The 16003-nt window shown below is 67.8% G+C and carries 16 protein-coding genes; 13 read left to right on the top strand and 3 right to left on the bottom strand.

Annotated features, from left to right (window positions below; genetic code table 11):
* Positions 1-34 precede the first annotated feature (34 nt).
* From rpsB to lpxA, 13 genes are all read left to right on the top strand, one after another.
* A complete protein-coding gene (gene rpsB, locus D571_RS0101930) occupies positions 35-790 on the top strand; it encodes a 30S ribosomal protein S2 (RefSeq protein ID WP_018934991.1) in 756 nt (251 codons plus the stop codon).
* A gap of 62 nt (positions 791-852) precedes the next feature.
* Positions 853-1722 carry a translation elongation factor Ts gene (tsf, locus tag D571_RS0101935; RefSeq protein ID WP_018934992.1) on the top strand — a complete coding sequence of 290 codons (870 nt, stop codon included), beginning with the start codon at positions 853-855 and terminating at the stop codon, positions 1720-1722.
* A 106-nt stretch (positions 1723-1828) separates the two neighbouring features.
* Positions 1829-2563, top strand: a complete 735-nt coding sequence (gene pyrH, locus D571_RS0101940) for a UMP kinase (RefSeq protein WP_018934993.1) — start codon at positions 1829-1831, stop codon at positions 2561-2563.
* Positions 2560-3117 (top strand): ribosome recycling factor, encoded by a 558-nt coding sequence (gene frr, locus D571_RS0101945; protein WP_018934994.1) that lies wholly within the window; start codon positions 2560-2562, stop codon positions 3115-3117. The genes pyrH and frr overlap by 4 nt, the downstream gene beginning before the upstream one ends.
* Positions 3118-3128: 11 nt before the next feature.
* Positions 3129-3884, top strand: a complete 756-nt coding sequence (uppS, locus tag D571_RS0101950; protein WP_018934995.1) for a polyprenyl diphosphate synthase — start codon at positions 3129-3131, stop codon at positions 3882-3884.
* Positions 3877-4704: a phosphatidate cytidylyltransferase gene (locus D571_RS0101955; protein ID WP_018934996.1), complete on the top strand. Its 828-nt coding sequence runs from the start codon at positions 3877-3879 to the stop codon at positions 4702-4704. The genes uppS and D571_RS0101955 overlap by 8 nt, the downstream gene beginning before the upstream one ends.
* A gap of 37 nt (positions 4705-4741) precedes the next feature.
* Positions 4742-5944, top strand: a complete 1203-nt coding sequence (ispC, locus tag D571_RS0101960) for a 1-deoxy-D-xylulose-5-phosphate reductoisomerase (RefSeq protein ID WP_018934997.1) — start codon at positions 4742-4744, stop codon at positions 5942-5944.
* A complete protein-coding gene (rseP, locus tag D571_RS0101965) occupies positions 5941-7305 on the top strand; it encodes an RIP metalloprotease RseP (RefSeq protein ID WP_018934998.1) in 1365 nt (454 codons plus the stop codon). Before ispC ends, rseP begins: the two co-directional genes overlap by 4 nt.
* A 39-nt stretch (positions 7306-7344) precedes the next feature.
* Entirely contained in the window at positions 7345-9678 is a 2334-nt protein-coding gene (bamA, locus tag D571_RS0101970; protein ID WP_026287508.1) for an outer membrane protein assembly factor BamA, read from the top strand.
* Positions 9679-9704: 26 nt separating this feature from the next.
* Positions 9705-10220, top strand: a complete 516-nt coding sequence (locus D571_RS0101975; RefSeq protein WP_018935000.1) for an OmpH family outer membrane protein — start codon at positions 9705-9707, stop codon at positions 10218-10220.
* Entirely contained in the window at positions 10213-11226 is a 1014-nt protein-coding gene (gene lpxD / locus D571_RS0101980) for a UDP-3-O-(3-hydroxymyristoyl)glucosamine N-acyltransferase (protein WP_018935001.1), read from the top strand. Before D571_RS0101975 ends, lpxD begins: the two co-directional genes overlap by 8 nt.
* A 62-nt stretch (positions 11227-11288) precedes the next feature.
* Positions 11289-11747 (top strand): 3-hydroxyacyl-ACP dehydratase FabZ, encoded by a 459-nt coding sequence (gene fabZ, locus D571_RS0101985; RefSeq protein WP_018935002.1) that lies wholly within the window; start codon positions 11289-11291, stop codon positions 11745-11747.
* Positions 11744-12526, top strand: a complete 783-nt coding sequence (gene lpxA / locus D571_RS0101990) for an acyl-ACP--UDP-N-acetylglucosamine O-acyltransferase (RefSeq protein ID WP_018935003.1) — start codon at positions 11744-11746, stop codon at positions 12524-12526. Before fabZ ends, lpxA begins: the two co-directional genes overlap by 4 nt.
* An 86-nt stretch (positions 12527-12612) precedes the next feature.
* On the opposite strand, the gene lpxB is transcribed toward lpxA, so the two are convergent.
* From lpxB to D571_RS0102005, 3 genes are read right to left on the bottom strand one after another with little or no spacing between them, the layout of a single operon-like run.
* Complete coding sequence (gene lpxB, locus D571_RS0101995; protein WP_018935004.1) at positions 12613-13794, bottom strand: lipid-A-disaccharide synthase; 1182 nt, start codon at positions 13792-13794, stop codon at positions 12613-12615.
* On the bottom strand, positions 13791-14888 hold the full coding sequence (locus tag D571_RS0102000; RefSeq protein WP_018935005.1) for a DegT/DnrJ/EryC1/StrS aminotransferase family protein: 1098 nt from the start codon (positions 14886-14888) through the stop codon (positions 13791-13793). The genes lpxB and D571_RS0102000 overlap by 4 nt, the downstream gene beginning before the upstream one ends.
* Positions 14885-15895, bottom strand: a complete 1011-nt coding sequence (locus D571_RS0102005; RefSeq protein ID WP_018935006.1) for a Gfo/Idh/MocA family protein — start codon at positions 15893-15895, stop codon at positions 14885-14887. Before D571_RS0102005 ends, D571_RS0102000 begins: the two co-directional genes overlap by 4 nt.
* Positions 15896-16003 lie beyond the last annotated feature (108 nt).

The following is a 16003-nucleotide window of genomic DNA, read 5'->3' on the forward strand; positions in this document are numbered from 1 at the left end:
TGGAGGCCTAACCCGTACAACAGGAGAATACTCAATGTCCCTCGTGACCATGCGTCAGATGCTGGAGGCCGGCGTCCATTTCGGCCACCAGACCCGTTACTGGCACCCCAAGATGGCGCCGTACATCTTCGGCGAGCGCAACAAGATCCACATCATCAACCTGGAAAAGACCCTGCCGATGTTCAACGATGCGTTGAACTTCCTTGGCAAGGTCGCGGCCGATGGCGGCCAGATCCTGTTCGTCGGCACCAAGCGTTCCGCGCGTGACGTGGTCGCCGAAGAGGCCCGCCGCGCCGGCATGCCGCACGTGACCCACCGCTGGCTGGGCGGCATGCTGACCAACTTCAGCACCGTGAAGCAGTCGATCAAGCGTCTCAAGGATCTCGAGACCATGGACGCCGACGGCTCCTTCGAGGTGCTGAACAAGCGCGAGGCCCTGTCCCGCCGTCGCGAGAAGGACAAGCTCGATCGCAGCCTGGGCGGCATCAAGGACATGAACCGCATGCCGGACGCCATGTTTGTGATCGATGTCGGGTACGAGCGCATCGCGGTCAACGAGGCGAAGAAGCGGGGCATCCCGGTGGTCGCCGTGGTCGACTCGAACAACCCGCCGGATGGCGTGGACTACGTGATCCCGGGCAATGATGACGCGATGCGCGCGATCCAGCTGTATGTCGCCGCGGTCGCCGACACCATCATCGAAGCCAAGGGCACGATGACCACCGCCGCCGGCGAAGAGGCGTTCGGTCAGGCCGAAGCCGCCGAAGCCCAGGCCGCCGACCAGGCTTGATGCAACCGGCCGGTCGCGCTGCCCGCGGCCGGCCCCGCAAGACATTTCAGGAGTCATTACCGATGGCAATCACTGCTGCCCAGGTTAAGGAACTGCGCGAACGCACCGGCGCAGGCATGATGGAATGCAAGAAGGCCCTCACCGAGACCGATGGTGATCTCGAGGCCGCCGTGGAGGCCATGCGCAAGTCCGGCATGGCCAAGGCCGACAAGAAGGCCGACCGCGTGGCCGCCGAAGGTCGCGTGGAGATCGTCAGCGAGGGCAACCGCGCGGTGATCGTGGAGGTCAACTGCGAGACCGACTTTGTTGGCAACGATGACAACTTCCGTGCGTTCGCCACGCGCTGCGCGCAGACCGCGCTCAACACCTCGGCCTCCGACGTGGATGGCCTGATGAACGAAGAGGTCGAGGGCGAGAAGCTGGAAGAGCATCGCACCCAGCTGGTCGCCAAGGTCGGCGAGAACGTGCAGGTTCGCCGCTTCGAACGCCTCAATGCCGAGGGTTCGCTGGGTGCCTACCAGCACGGCGCACGCATTGGCGTGCTGGTTGCGCTGGACAAGGCCGATGACGAGCTGGCCAAGCACATCGCCATGCACATCGCCGCCAGCCATCCGGTGTGCGTGGACGAGGACGAGGTGCCGGCGGAAATGCTCGAGAAGGAGCGCGCGATGTTCAAGGCCCAGGCCGAGGAGTCGGGCAAGCCGGAGAATATCATCGAAAAGATGATCGAAGGCCGGATCCGCAAATATCTGGGCGAGATTACCCTGGTGGGGCAGGCGTTCGTGATGAACCCCGACCAGACCGTGGGCGACCTGCTCAAGGAGAAGGGCGCGAAGGTCACCGGCTTCGTCCGCTACGAGGTGGGCGAGGGCATCGAGAAGAAGACCGAGAACTTCGCCGAAGAAGTCATGGCGCAGGCCCGCGGAGCCTGAGTCGACGGGCCGGACCGGGAGGTCCGGCCCTTTTTCTGCAACCGGATTTCGTAACAGGATTCCGTTCCGCCCCGATTTACCCGTTCCAGCCCGAGAAAGGAGCCCGATGAGCCAGGACACGCAGCCCGCCTACCGACGCATCCTGCTGAAGCTGAGCGGAGAGGCCCTGCTCGGAGAACACCACTATGGTGTCGACCCGGCGGTGCTGTCGCAGGTGGCCGAGGAGGTCTGTGAACTGTCCCGGCGCGGGGTCGAGGTCGGCATCGTGATCGGCGGCGGCAATATCTTCCGCGGCGCGGGGCTGGCCGAGGGCGGCGTGGACCGCGTGACCGGCGATCACATGGGCATGCTGGCCACGGTCATCAATGCCCTCGCGCTGCAGGATGCGATCGAACGGGCCGGGCGGTTCAGCCGGGTGATGTCGGCGATCCGCATCAACCAGGTCTGCGAGGATTACATCCGCCGTCGGGCGGTGCGACATCTGGAGAAGGGTCGCGTGGTGGTGTTCGCCGCCGGGACCGGCAATCCGTTCTTCACCACCGACTCGGCCGCCAGCCTGCGGGCGATCGAGATCAACGCCGATCTGATGATCAAGGCGACCAAGGTCGACGGGGTTTACGATGCCGATCCGGTCACGCAGGCGGATGCCCGGCGCTTCGACCGGCTGACGTTCGACGATGCGCTGGAACGCCGGCTGGGCGTGATGGACACCACCGCTCTGGTGATGTGCCGTGACAACCAGCTGCCGATACGAGTCATGAACATGTTTGCGAAGGGGGACCTGCAGCGCCTGGTGATGGGCGAATCGGTAGGAACCCTGGTCGAGGGATCCAGGCAATGACAGATGCGACGATCAAGGATGCGCGCGAGCGCATGGACAAGACGCTGGAATCGCTGCGTGCGGAACTGGGAAAGATCCGCACCGGACGTGCCCACCCCAGCCTGCTGGATCACGTGCACGTCGAGTACTACGGGACCGAGGTGCCACTGAACCAGGTGGCCAACGTGAATGCCGAGGATGCCCGTACGCTGGCAGTGCAGCCCTACGAGAAGGACATGATCGGCAAGATCGAGAAGGCGATCATGACCTCGGATCTGGGGCTCAATCCCTCGTCGCAGGGCATGGTCATCCGCGTGCCGCTGCCGGCGCTGACCGAGGAACGCCGGCGTGAGCTGGTCAAGGTGGTCAAGTCCGAGGCCGAGGGCGCGCGGGTGGCGGTGCGCAACATCCGCCGCGACGCGAACAACGTGTTCAAGCAGAAGGTCAAGGACAAGGAGATCTCCGAGGACGACGAGAAACGCGCACAGGACGAGATCCAGAAGCTCACGGACGATCACATCGCCCGCATCGACAAGATGCTGGGCGAGAAGGAAAACGAGCTGATGGAGGTCTGACGGAACGCGTCATGCCGGATCCGGATCCGACCATGACCGCCGTCGATGCCGTGTTGCCCGCCCATGTGGCGGTAATCATGGACGGCAATGGCCGCTGGGCCGAGACCCGCGGTCAGCCACGGGCGGCCGGTCACCGCGAGGGGCTGGGCGCGACCCGTGAAGCCGTGCGCTTCTTCGGTGAACGCGGCGTTCGGGCGCTCACCCTGTTCGCCTTCAGCAGCGAGAACTGGCGCCGCCCGCGCGAAGAGGTGGAGGCGCTGTTCGATCTGTTCGTCTCCGCGATCGAGGGAGAACTCCCGGAACTGCTGGAACGGGGCGTGTGCCTGCGTTTCATCGGTGAGCGTGCCCGATTCCCGGATGAACTCCAGCAGCGGATGGGCGAGGCCGAGAGGCGCACCGCGGAGAACGGTGGTCTGGAACTGGTGATCGCACTGGGTTATGGCGGGCGCTGGGACATGCAGCAGGCCGCGCTGCGCTGGGCCCGGGCGCAGGGCGATGAAGCCCGCGCGGACGACGAGGCCGGGCTTGCGCGTTACCTGAGCACCGCCGGGCTGCCGGACGTGGACCTGCTGATTCGCACCGGGGGAGAACAGCGCATCAGCAACTTCCTCCTGTGGCAGGCGGCCTACGCCGAGCTGCTGTTTGTCGATACCCTCTGGCCGGACATGACCACGGACGATTTCGAGCGGGCGCTGCAATGGTATGCCGGGCGCCAGCGGCGGTTCGGCGGTGTCCCCGGGACGCAGGGCGAGGCGGTGAATGCTTAAGCAGCGGGTGATCACGGCCAGTGCGCTGGGGCTGCCGGCGCTGGCGCTGATCGCCTGGGGGCCGGCCTGGGCGGTGCTGATCCTGGTGGCCGCAACCCTCGGGCTGGCGGCCTGGGAGTGGGCGACCCTGGCGCAGCTACCGGGGACCGGCACACGCGTGGCCTGGACCGCGGCGGTGGTCGCAGGGATCGCCCTGGCCGCGCCGCTGGGCGGTGCCGGTGCGGAGCTGGCGCTGGTGCTGCTGGGCGTGGTGGTGTGGGGCGCGGCGGCGCTGTCCCTGCCTTTTTATCATCCGGACACCGCACGGGATGCCGTGTGGCGGCCGCTGCTGCAGATCGCGGGATTGTTGATGATCATCCCGGCAGGGGCGGCCATTCTCGCGTTGCACCGGATTGAACCGCTGCTGGTGGTCTACCTGATCGTGATGATCGGGCTGGCGGATACCGGGGCGTATTTCGCCGGGCGCCGCTTCGGCCGGACCACGCTGGCCCCCGAGATCAGCCCCGGCAAGACCCGCGAGGGGCTGATGGGCGGCATGGCCATGGTGTTCGTGTTCGCAGTGCTGGTTGCGGTGGCCACGGATCTGGACCCGATGGACGCTCTCCCGTTCGTCCTGCTGTCGCTGGTGGTGGGGCTTATCTCGGTGGTGGGGGACCTTTTCGAAAGCATTCTCAAACGCCGCACCGGGGCCAAGGACAGCGGTTCCTTGCTCCCGGGGCACGGCGGTATTCTGGACCGGGTGGACAGTCACCTGGCCGCCGCGCCGGTGCTGGCGGGCGGACTCTACTGGCTGCAGCTGTGGCCGACACCCGCCATCTGAACGCAGGGCGCGGGGCGCACCGATTCGCGAGCATCCCATGAGCAAGCAACAGATCACCATCCTCGGCTCCACCGGCTCGATCGGGCTCAGCACCCTGGACGTGGTAGCACGGCAGCCGGAGCGCTTCGAGGTGTACGCGCTCACCGCCCAACGCAACGTGGAACGCATGGTGGCGCAGTGCCTCGAATTCCGTCCGCGGGTTGCGGTGATGGTTGAGCCCGAAGCGGCCGACGCGCTGCGCGATTGCCTGGCCGCGGCCGGCTGCGACACCGAGGTGCGCGGTGGAGCGCAGGCGCTGGTTGAGGTCAGCCGAGCGCCCGAGGTGGATGCGGTGATGGCAGCCATCGTGGGCGCGGCGGGGCTGCTGCCCACCCTGGCGGCGGCGGAGCATGGCAAACGGGTGCTGCTGGCGAACAAGGAAGCGCTGGTGATGTCGGGCGCCCTGCTGATGGACGCGGTGGGCCGCTCCGGTGCCCGGCTGCTGCCGATCGATTCGGAACACAACGCGATCTTCCAGTGCCTGCCGAACGGCTACACCTGCGCCGATCCGGTGACCCCGCACGGGGCCAGCCGCATCTGGCTGACCGCCTCCGGCGGGCCGTTTCGCGAGCGGGCGCTGGAGACCTTCGGCGATATCACGCCGGACGAGGCCTGTGCCCACCCGAACTGGGACATGGGCCGCAAGATCTCGGTGGACTCGGCGACCATGATGAACAAGGGGCTGGAGCTGATCGAGGCCTGCTGGCTGTTCGCGGTGCCGCCCTCGAGCATCCAGGTGGTGCTGCATCCCCAGAGCATCGTGCATTCCATGGTCGCCTACGAGGACGGTTCGGTGCTGGCGCAGCTGGGTAATCCCGACATGCGCACGCCGATTGCCCATGCCCTCGCCTGGCCGCAGCGCATGGAGTCGGGGGTGCAGGCGCTGGATCTGCTGAGCATGGGGGCGCTGGAATTCTCCGAGCCCTGCGCCACGCGCTATCCGGCCCTGCGCCTGGCCCAGCGTGCGCTGGAAAAGGGCGGGACGGCCACCGCGGTGCTCAATGCCGCCAACGAGGTGGCGGTCGAGGCCTTCCTCGACGGGGCGCTGGCGTTCGATGGCATTCCCGCATTGATCGAGGCGACGCTGGAAGGCGTGGAGCCGGAACCCGCGGATACGCTGGAAGTCGTACTGGATGCCGACGCGCGCGCACGGGCGCACGCGCGGGACTGGCTCGAGATGCGGGGGCGTGAAGCGGTGTGACGGGATTTCTGACCAGCCTGCTGGCGTTTGTCGTGGCGATCGGGGTGCTCGTCACGGTGCACGAGTACGGCCATTTCCTCGCCGCCCGGTTGATGGGGGTGCGCGTCCTGCGCTTCTCCGTGGGCTTCGGGCGACCGCTCTGGTCCCGCCGGTTCGGTCGCGATCGAACCGAGTTCATGGTGGCCACCATTCCGCTGGGCGGCTACGTGAAGATGCTCGACGGGCGCGAGAGCGAAGTCCCGCCCGGCGAGGAGCACCGTGCCTTCGACCGCAAGGGGCTGGGGGCGCGTACGTTCGTGGTGCTGGCCGGTCCGGGGGCCAATTTCCTGCTGGCCATCGCGGTGTTCGCGCTGATGTTCATGATCGGCGTCGGCGGCGTGCGGCCGGTGGTGGGCGAGATTACTCCGGACTCGCCGGCGGCGCAGGCCGGCCTCGAGCGCGGCGAAGAGATCGTGCGCATCGCCGGGCGCGAGGTGACCGACTGGGAGCAGGCCAACCTGCGCCTGCTTGACCATGCCGTACGGGGTGATACGGTGCCGCTCGTGGTGCGCGACGCCGACGGTCGCGAGGTCGAACGGCGGCTGGATCTGGGTGCGCGCTCGGAATTGCTGGGCGAGGGCCAGTTTCTCGATCGTCTGGGCATCGCCCCCTACCGGCCCCAGCTGGAGCCCCGGATCGGCGAGGTCGAGTCCGGCTCGCCGGCCGACCGCGCCGGGCTGCAACCCGGCGACCGGGTAGTGGCGATGAACGGCGACACCGTGGAGGACTGGAGCGACTGGGTCGAACGGATCCAGGCGCGCGCCGGTACCGAACTGGAGGTCACGCTGGAGCGCGACGGGGCCCGGCAGCAGGTGACCCTGACGCCGGATGCGGTGGAGACCGACGAGGGGACCATCGGGCGGATCGGCGCCGGCGTCGACACCGATCAGCCGGGCATGCGCGAGCTCGGCGTGATCGTGCGTCAGGGCCCACTGGAGGCCGCGGGCTCCGGCGTGGTGCGGACCTGGGAGGTGACCACGCTGACCCTCGGGATCCTGTGGCGCATGATCACCGGCGAGGCCTCGGTCAAAAACATCAGCGGACCGGTTACCATAGCGGAGTTTGCCGGCACGTCCGCGGTCATCGGGATCTCCGCGTTTCTCGGATTTCTCGGGATCGTCAGCGTGTCGCTGGGGATCATCAATCTGCTGCCGATTCCGATGCTGGACGGCGGGCACCTGCTGTATTACGCGGCCGAGGCCGTGAAGGGCAGTCCGGTGTCGGAGCGCACCCAGATCGTGGGACAGCAGATCGGTCTGCTCATGGTCGCGGCATTGATGATCCTCGCCTTCTACAACGACTTGACACGGTTGTTCGGCTGACCTGAACCGGTGCCGGACGCCCTCCACCTGGCGGACAGCATGGCGCGACATAGCTTGAAAGGATGGGCCCTGCTCGGGCTGGTGACCCTCGCGGGCCCGGCCTGGGGACAGGCCTACCAGATCGAGGACATCGAGATCGAGGGGCTGGAACGCATCACCGCGGGGACCGCCCTGAGCTATCTCCCGGTCGAGGTCGGCGACACCTTCGACGACAGCCAGACCCCGGAGGTGATCCGCGAACTGTTCCGCACCGGTTTCTTTGATGACGTTGAGCTTGCCCGCCGCGGCGACGTGCTGGTGGTGATCGTTTCCGAGCGCCCGGCGATCAACGAGATCCGCTTCTCCGGTAACGACGAGATCCCGGACGAGGGCCTGCAGGAGGCGCTGGAATCGGTCGGACTGCGCAGCGGCCGGGTGTTCAACCGGACACTGCTGGACCGCATCGAGAACGAACTACGCGAACAATATTTCGCCCGCGGGCGGTACAACGTGGCCATCGACGTCGACATCCAGGAACTGCCGCGCAACCGGGTGGATGTCGACATCGACATCACCGAGGGTCCGCAGGCAAAGATCCGCGGCGTGAACCTGGTCGGCAACCAGGCCTTCGACAACCGCGAGCTGCTGGGTGACTTCGAGTCCGGCGTGCCGCGCTGGTGGCAGTTCTTCTCCAGCCGCGACGACTACTCGCGCGAGAAACTCTCCGGGGATCTCGAGACCCTGCGCTCGCGCTATCTGGATTCGGGCTTCCTCGAGTTCGATGTCGATTCCACTCAGGTGACCCTGTCGCCCAACCGTGAGGACCTGTTCATCACGATCAACGTGGACGAGGGCGAGCCCTATACCCTGGTCGGGACCGAGCTGGCCGGGGAGTTCGTGATCCCCGAGGACGAACTGCGTTCGCTGATCGAGGTGGACCTGGACGAGCCGTTCTCGCGCAGTCAGGTGACCGAATCCGCGGAGCGCATCTCCGAACGCCTGGAGCGCGAGGGCTACGCCTTCGCCAACGTGAACCCGGTGCCCGACGTTGACGAGGACAACCGCGAGGTCACGGTCACCTTCTTCGTGGACCCGGGTCCGCGGGTCTACGTGCGCCGCATCAACATCTCGGGCAACGAGAACACCGAGGACAACGTCTATCGGCGCGAACTGCGGCAGATGGAGTCGGCCTGGTACAACGGCGCGCTGATCGAACGTTCGCGGGTGCGGCTGCAGCGCCTGCCATTCGTCGCCAGCGTCAACGTCGAGACGCGGCGGGTGCCGGGGTCGGACGACGAGGTGGACCTGGACATCAGCGTGACCGAACGCCAGTCCGGCGCGCTGTCGCTGGGCGCCGGCTATTCGCAGAACCAGGGCCTGCTGCTGTCCGGTTCGATCTCGCAGGACAACTTCCTCGGCACCGGGAACCGTTTCTCCGCGGAGATCAGTACCTCTGACGTGAACCGGGTGTTCCGCATGGACCTGACCAACCCGCACTACACCCCGGCGGGTGCCAGTCGCGGGTTCTCGGTGTTCTACCGCGAGGTCGATGCCGAGGAGGCCAACATCTCGCGCTATTCCACCGACCGCTACGGCTTCAACGTGACCTACGGCATCCCGCTGTCGGAAGTCGACCGGCTGCGGATCCGTCCCGGCTTCGAGCACATCGCGGTCAATACCGTGGACCACACCGGGGGACGGACCGGCACCCCGGTGGAGATCCGCGACGAGCTGGACGAGTTCGGCGATACCGCCAACCTGTTCAAGCTGGAGACCAGCTACATCCACGACACCCGTGATTCCACCACCTTTGCCACTCAGGGCCGGCGGCATCGCGTGAGTGCGGAGCTGGCGATCCCGGGCAGTGATCGCGAGTTCTACAAGCTGACCTACTCGGGCGAGGAGCTGTTCCGCCTGAGCGAGCGGTTCACCTTTTCGTTCTCCGGTGGCGTTGGCTATGGTGATGGCTTTGGCAGTGACGAGCTGCCGTTCTTCGAACGGTTCTTCGCCGGCGGGATCCGGTCGGTGCGTGGTTACGAGGACAACCGGCTGGGCGACCTGCGCCCGCTGCGCAACGGCCAGCCCGCGACCCGGGACGAGAACGACGATCCCTATGGCGGACGTCTGCGCACCACGTTGTCCGGCGAGCTGTTCTTCCCGGCCCCGTTCGCCGTGGACAACGACGGCATCCGCATGAGCACGTTCGTGGACGCCGGCAACGTGTTCAATGACCCGGGCGATTTCGATGCCGGCGAACTGCGCGCCGCGGCCGGCGTGGCCCTGACCTGGTTCTCGCCGGTGGGGCCGCTGAGCTTCAGCGTGGCCGAGCCGCTGAACGACGAGCCGGGTGACGACACCCAGAGCTTCCAGTTCCAGCTGGGTGCGGGATTCTGAGGGGCGGCGACGCCCCGGGAGGAGGCATGAAGGCCTGGATAACGGGCGGAATCGGCCTGGCACTGGTGCTGGCCGGCTGGATGGCGGTACCCGCCGCGGCCGGTGCCCAGACCGTGGGCTATGTGACCATGAACCGGATCCTCGAGGACTCGCCCCAGGCCGAACAGGCGATGCGCGAGCTGGAGGAGGAGTTCTCCCCGCGCGATTCCGAGCTGGTGGCCGAGCGCGAGGAACTGCAGCGCATGCGCGACCGTCTGGAGCGCGAGGGGGACATGATGGACCCCTCCGACCGGGCCTCGCTGGAACGCGAGTTCTCGGCGCGTTCGCGCGAGTTCCGGCGTGCTCAGGAGAGCTTCTCGGAGGACCTCAACGTGCGCCGCAACGAGGAACTGTCGCGGCTGCAGCGGCGCATCAACGATGCCATCGCGGAACTGGCGCGCGAGCGCGACATCGACGTGATCCTGACCGAGCGCAACGTGCTCTACGCCTCGGATCGCGTGGACATCACCGACGACGTGCTGGCCGCGATGCAGAGTGACTGACCCGAACGGCATCGATACCGCGACCCTCGCGCGTCTGGTCGGGGGCGAACTGGAGGGGGATCCGGGCCGCCGGATCCGCGGGCTGGCGACGCCCGAGCGGGCCTCTGAGGATCGGCTGGCGTTCGTGATGCGGGCCGATGATCCGCCACCCGGTCTGGCGCAATCACATGCCGGGGCGCTGCTGGTGCCCGCCGATCTCCCTGGCGACAGGCTGCCGGCGACCGCCGCCTGCATCCGTGTGGCATCCGTCTATCCCGCCTACGCCCGCATCAGTCAGGCGCTGGCCGCGAACGCGCGCCGGCGCGAGGCGGGCGTGGCGGCATCGGCGAGCGTCGATCCGTCCGCGCAGGTGGATCCGGAGGCGGCCGTGGGCGCGGGGGCGGTGATCGCCGCCGGGGCCCGGGTCGGGGCGGGCGCGGTGGTGGGGGCGCGCGCGTACGTCGGCCGCGATGCCCGTATCGGGGCGCGGACCTTCCTGCACCCCGGGGCCTGCGTGCTGGATGGGGTGGTGCTGGGCGAGCGCTGCATCGTGCATGCCGGGGCGGTGCTCGGGGCCGATGGTTTCGGTTTTGCCCCGGAGGACGGGGCATGGCTCAAGATCGAGCAGGTGGGCGGGGTCCGCGTGGGCGACGACGTGGAGATCGGGGCCAATTCGACCATCGATCGGGGGGCGCTGGAGGATACCCGCCTCGGTGATGGTGTGAAGATCGACAACCTCGTTCATGTTGCCCATAACGTCGAGATTGGAGACCATACGGCGATTGCCGGGTGTGTCGGGATCGCGGGCAGCGCCCGCATTGGCCGGCACTGCGCCATCGGTGGCGGGGCAGGGATCCTCGGGCATCTGCGGATTGCCGATCACGTGACGATCCATGCGATGACCCTGGTGACCCGCAGCATCGACCGGCCCGGGCACTACGCCTCGGGGGTGCCCCACCAGGAGGCCCGGCTGTGGAACCGGACCCTGGCCCGGCTGCGGCGCCTGGGTCGGCGCGCGCGCGACTGAAAGCAGCGGGGCATCCGAGGACGCCCGGCACAACAACAAGACAAGAACACAGGATACGCCCCGTGGATGCCCTCGACGTTCAGCAGATCATGCAGTACCTCCCCCATCGCTACCCGTTCCTGATGGTGGACCGAGTGGTGGAGTGCGAACCCGGCGAGCATCTGGTGGGGCTGAAGAACGTCAGCATCAACGAGCCGTACTTTCAGGGGCATTTCCCGGTCAAGCCGGTGATGCCGGGGGTGCTGATCCTGGAGGCGCTGGCGCAGGCCACCGGGCTGCTGGCCTTCAAGACCGAGGAGGCGCGCGGCGAGAATCAGGACAAGCAGCAGCTCTACCTGTTCGTGGGCATCGACGAGGCGCGATTCCGTCGCCAGGTGGTCCCCGGCGACCAGCTGGACCTGCGGGTGGAACTGACGCGCACGGTGCGCGGGATCTGGCGTTTTGACGCCGAGGCGAAAGTCGGCGGCGAGACCTGCGCCACCGCCGAACTGATGTGTGCGGGCAAGGAAATCGAGGCGTGATCGACTCGCGTGCGGACATCCATCCCAGCGCCGAGCTGGACAGCTCGGTGGAGGTCGGGCCGTTCTCGGTCATCGGCCCCAACGTGCAGATCGGCGCGGGCACCCGGGTCGGGCCGCATGTGGTGATCAACGGTCCCACCGAGATCGGTCGCGACAACCGCATCTTCCAGTTCTCCTCGATCGGCGAGGAGCCCCAGGATACGAGCTATCGTGGGGAGCCCACCCGGCTGGTGATTGGCGACCGCAACGTGATCCGCGAATCGGTGACCCTCAGCCGGGGAACCGCCAAGGGCCTGGGCGAGACGGTGATCGGTCATGACAACCTGATCATGGCCTATGTCCACATCGCCCACGACTGCACCATCGGCAGCGAGATCATCTTCTCCAACGCCACTTCGCTGGCGGGGCACGTGGAGATCCATGACAAGGCCACCCTGGGCGGTTTCACCTTGGTGCACCAGTTCTGCCGCGTGGGGACCTTTGCCTTCACCAGCATGGGCTCGGCCCTCAACCGCGATCTGCCGCCGTACTGCCTGGCCAGTGGCAACTACGCGCGGCTGATCGGCATCAACAAGATCGGGCTGCGCCGCAACGGGTTCAGCGACGAGGCGATCCAGGGTCTGCATCGGGTGTTTATCCGCGGCATGCGCGGGCGCGCCGGACGCGAGTCGCATCTCGACGAGATGCTCGCGGAGACCGACATCCCCGAGGTGCGTGACCTGATCCATTTCGTCCAGGGCTCGCGCCGCGGCATCCTGCGCGGCGGTCGCCAGCACTGATCGCACGGGGCATGTGTCGGGCCCCGGCATGCAGGGGCCGCCTTGCCGGCGAACCAGGGACAAACGCGTTGACCCCGTACGGCGCGTCAGTCGGCGGGCAGCAGGTGTCCGTGCTCCAGCATCTCGGCGGCCGCCGCGGCCACGCGGCGATCGGCGCCGCCGTCGCCCAGTCTTTCCCGTACCCGCGACAGGCGCTCGCGCATCGCCTCCAGGCGTTGCGGTTCCCGCAGCAGGGCGTCGGCGTCGTCGGTTAGGCGTTGCGGGTTCGCGTCGTGCTGCAGGTATTCGGGGACGACCCCTTCCTCGGCGACGATGTTGACCAGCGCGATGTGCTCCAGGTGCACCAGCCGGCGGAACACGAAATGCGACAGCGCGCCCATGCGGTAGAACACCAGCATCGGTGCGCGCAGCAGGCCGGCCTCCAGGGTGGCGGTACCGGAGGCGGTCAGCAGCAGGTCGGCACCCGCCATCACCGCGTGGGTACCGTCCTCGCCCCCGACGTAGTCCAGCGGCGGTGCGCCGCCGGGCTCTGAATCTTCGCCATGTGAGGGCGCCAGTCCGGCCAGCCGCTCGGGGGTGACCCCGGGGGCCAGACCCACCGCGAAGCGCAGATCCGGATGTCGATGGTGCAGCCGCCGCGCGATCTCCAGAAGCAGGGGCCAGTGGCGCTTGAGCTCGCCGCTGCGACTGCCCGGGAGCAGGCCGATCACCCGGGTATCGGCTGCCACGCCCAGGCGTTCGCGCAGGGGCGGTTCCGGCGCCTGCACGCGGTCGACCAGGGGGTTGCCGACATAGCGTACCGGAACGCCGGCGCGTTCATAGATCGCGGTCTCGAACGGGAACAGCACGGCCATCGCATCCACGTGGCGGCGGATGCGCCGGATGCGACCGCTGCGCCAGGCCCAAAGCTGCGGGCTGACGTAGAACAGCACCGGGATGCCCAGGCGTTTGGCATGCGCGGCCAGGCGCAGGTTGAATTCGACGTAGTCGACCAGTACAAGCAATGCAGGGCGGGTGGTCTCGAGGTGACCGCACATGCGGCGGAACAGCCGCCGCAGCCGTGGGTAGTTCACCAGCACGTCCACCAGCCCGACCACCGCCAGTTCTTCCACGTCGATGCGGGTGTCGACGCCGGCGGCGCGCATGCGTTCGCCGCCCATCCCGGAGAAACGCAGGTCGTCGGCATGCCCGGAGAGTTCCCGCACCAGCCCCGCGCCCAGGGCGTCGCCGGAGGTCTCCCCGGCGCAGACGACGACTTCCCGGCTCATGCCAGGGTGCGGCGGATCCGTTCGACGATGCGATCGACCTGGGCGTCTTCCAGCTCGGGGAAAATCGGCAGGGACAGGCAGCGCGCGGCCACTGATTCGGTCACCGGCAGCGATTCGGGTTCGCCATCGGGCTCGGCAAAGGCCTTCTGCTGGTGCAACGGCACCGGGTAGTAGATCGCGTTGGCGATGCCGTCCTCGGTGAGCGCGCTCATCAGCGCCTCGCGGTGGTCGGTCAGCAGGGTGTACTGGTGATACACGTGCACGCCGATCCCGTCCTCGTGCGGGGTCTCCACAGGCAGACCTTTCAGGCCCTCGCTGTAGCGCGCGGCCACGCGCCGGCGCTCGGCGTTGTAGTGGTCGATGTGCGGCAGCTTGCAGCGCAGGATCGCGGCCTGCATCTCGTCCAGGCGCGAGTTGTAGCCGATCTCGTCGTGGTAATAGCGGACGCTGGAGCCGTGGTTGCGCAGGCGGCGCAGGGCCTCGGCCGAGGACGGACAGGAGGTGGTCACCAGCCCGCCGTCGCCAAAGGCGCCGAGGTTCTTGCTGGGGAAGAAGCTGAACGCCCCGAATGCGGTAGTGGAGCCGGTCTGTGCGCCGTCGATGCTCGCGCCGAAGGACTGGGCGCAGTCCTCGATGACCAGCAGCTTGTGGCGCTCCGCGATCTCGCGGATGCGCGGCAGATTGGCCGGCTGGCCGAACAGGTGCACCGGCAGCACGGCACGGGTGCGCGGGCTGATCGCCGCCTCGATCTGCTCCGGGTCCAGATTGAAGGTCCGCGGCTCGATGTCCACGAACACCGGCTCGGCGCCGAGGTAGCGGATGGCCTCGGCGGTGGCGATGAAGGTGAACGGCGTGGTGATGATCTCGTCACCGGGTCCGACGCCCGCGGCGTGCAGAGCCAGCTGCAGGGCGTCGGTGCCGGAGGCGCAGGTGATGGCGTGTTCCACGCCGAGGTAGTCGGCCAGCTCCTCTTCCAGCGCCTGGACATTGGGTCCGAGGATGAAACGGGCGCCCTGCAGGACTTCCTGCAGGGCGGCATCGATCTCGGTACGCAGCGACTGGTACTGCCGCTGCAGGTCGACCATGGGGATCACGGGCGGGCTCCTGTTGCCGGTTCGAGAGAAGTGTGCGGGCCATCCGCGCGGCCCATCACGTTGAGGTTGGCCTGCACCAGCTCGGTGATGCGGCTGGCGGTCTCCAGCGCACGCTGACCGGCGCGGCCGCTGACCAGCACCGGGGCGTCGCCGCGCGCGGCGGCCACGAACGCGCGGATCTCTGCGAGCAGCGCGTCGGCCTCTTCGAACACGCGTTCGTCGCGGTGGATGTCGGGGGCGCCGGTCTCGGGATCGACATCGCCGAGGCGGTTGAACGACAGGATGCGGTTCTGGAAATCCACCGACGCGTAGGCATGCGACTGGAAGATGCGCATCCGCCGCTCGGACTTGGTGCTGATGCGGCTGGAGGTGACGTTGGCCACGCAGCCGTCCTCGAATTCCAGGCGCGCATTGGCGATGTCGATGTCGCCGGTCAGGACCCGGGCCCCGGAGGCGCGGATCTCGGCCAGCGGCGAATCCACCAGGGCGAGGATGATGTCGATGTCGTGGATCATCAGGTCCAGCACCACCGAGACGTCGGTCGCGCGCGGCTTGTACGGCGCCAGCCGGTGCGACTCGATGAAGCGCGGGTGCAGCGGATTCTCGGTCAGCTGGCGCAGGGCGGCGTTGAAGCGTTCCAGATGCCCGACCTGCAGCACCACCCCGCGTTCCTCGGCCAGCCGATTGAGGGCCTCGGCCTCGTCCAGCGTCGCGGTGATCGGCTTTTCCACCAGCACGTGGCAGCCGGCGTCGAGGAAATCGCGGGCGATCGCGTAGTGCAGGGTGGTGGGCGCGGCGATGGAGACCGCGTCCACCCGGCCGATCAGCGCGCGGTGGTCGGTCTCGGCCGCACAGCCGTGTTCGTCGGCGATCCGGCGGGCGGTGTCGGGGTCGGCATCGGCCACCGCCACCAGCTCGGTATCCGGGAGGGCGGCGTATTTGGCCGCATGCCAGCGGCCGAGATGGCCGACACCGACGGCGGCGCAACGCAGGGGATTCTGGGACATGTTGGGATGCTCGGTCCGGAGGGGGCTATGCTAGGATTTCTGCGCCATTGTAACGGATCCCCCGGATGGCGTGCGGCGCGCGGCCGGACGGGGATCGCACGCGGAAAG

It is taken from the genome of Thioalkalivibrio sp. ALJ24, assembly GCF_000377785.1.
GTDB lineage: Bacteria > Pseudomonadota > Gammaproteobacteria > Ectothiorhodospirales > Ectothiorhodospiraceae > Thioalkalivibrio.

What these genes read in the sequence shown, in the direction of transcription:
- D571_RS0101955 (WP_018934996.1), top strand. Translation starts at nt 3,877, where the DNA reads ATGCTTAAGCAGCGGGTGATCACGGCCAGTGCGCTGGGGCTGCCGGCG.
- pyrH (WP_018934993.1), top strand. Translation starts at nt 1,829, where the DNA reads ATGAGCCAGGACACGCAGCCCGCCTACCGACGCATCCTGCTGAAGCTG.
- frr (WP_018934994.1), top strand. Translation starts at nt 2,560, where the DNA reads ATGACAGATGCGACGATCAAGGATGCGCGCGAGCGCATGGACAAGACG.
- tsf (WP_018934992.1), top strand. Translation starts at nt 853, where the DNA reads ATGGCAATCACTGCTGCCCAGGTTAAGGAACTGCGCGAACGCACCGGC.
- D571_RS0102005 (WP_018935006.1), bottom strand. Translation starts at nt 15,895, where the DNA reads ATGTCCCAGAATCCCCTGCGTTGCGCCGCCGTCGGTGTCGGCCATCTC.
- lpxB (WP_018935004.1), bottom strand. Translation starts at nt 13,794, where the DNA reads ATGAGCCGGGAAGTCGTCGTCTGCGCCGGGGAGACCTCCGGCGACGCC.
- bamA (WP_026287508.1), top strand. Translation starts at nt 7,345, where the DNA reads ATGGCGCGACATAGCTTGAAAGGATGGGCCCTGCTCGGGCTGGTGACC.
- rpsB (WP_018934991.1), top strand. Translation starts at nt 35, where the DNA reads ATGTCCCTCGTGACCATGCGTCAGATGCTGGAGGCCGGCGTCCATTTC.
- D571_RS0101975 (WP_018935000.1), top strand. Translation starts at nt 9,705, where the DNA reads ATGAAGGCCTGGATAACGGGCGGAATCGGCCTGGCACTGGTGCTGGCC.
- uppS (WP_018934995.1), top strand. Translation starts at nt 3,129, where the DNA reads ATGCCGGATCCGGATCCGACCATGACCGCCGTCGATGCCGTGTTGCCC.
- ispC (WP_018934997.1), top strand. Translation starts at nt 4,742, where the DNA reads ATGAGCAAGCAACAGATCACCATCCTCGGCTCCACCGGCTCGATCGGG.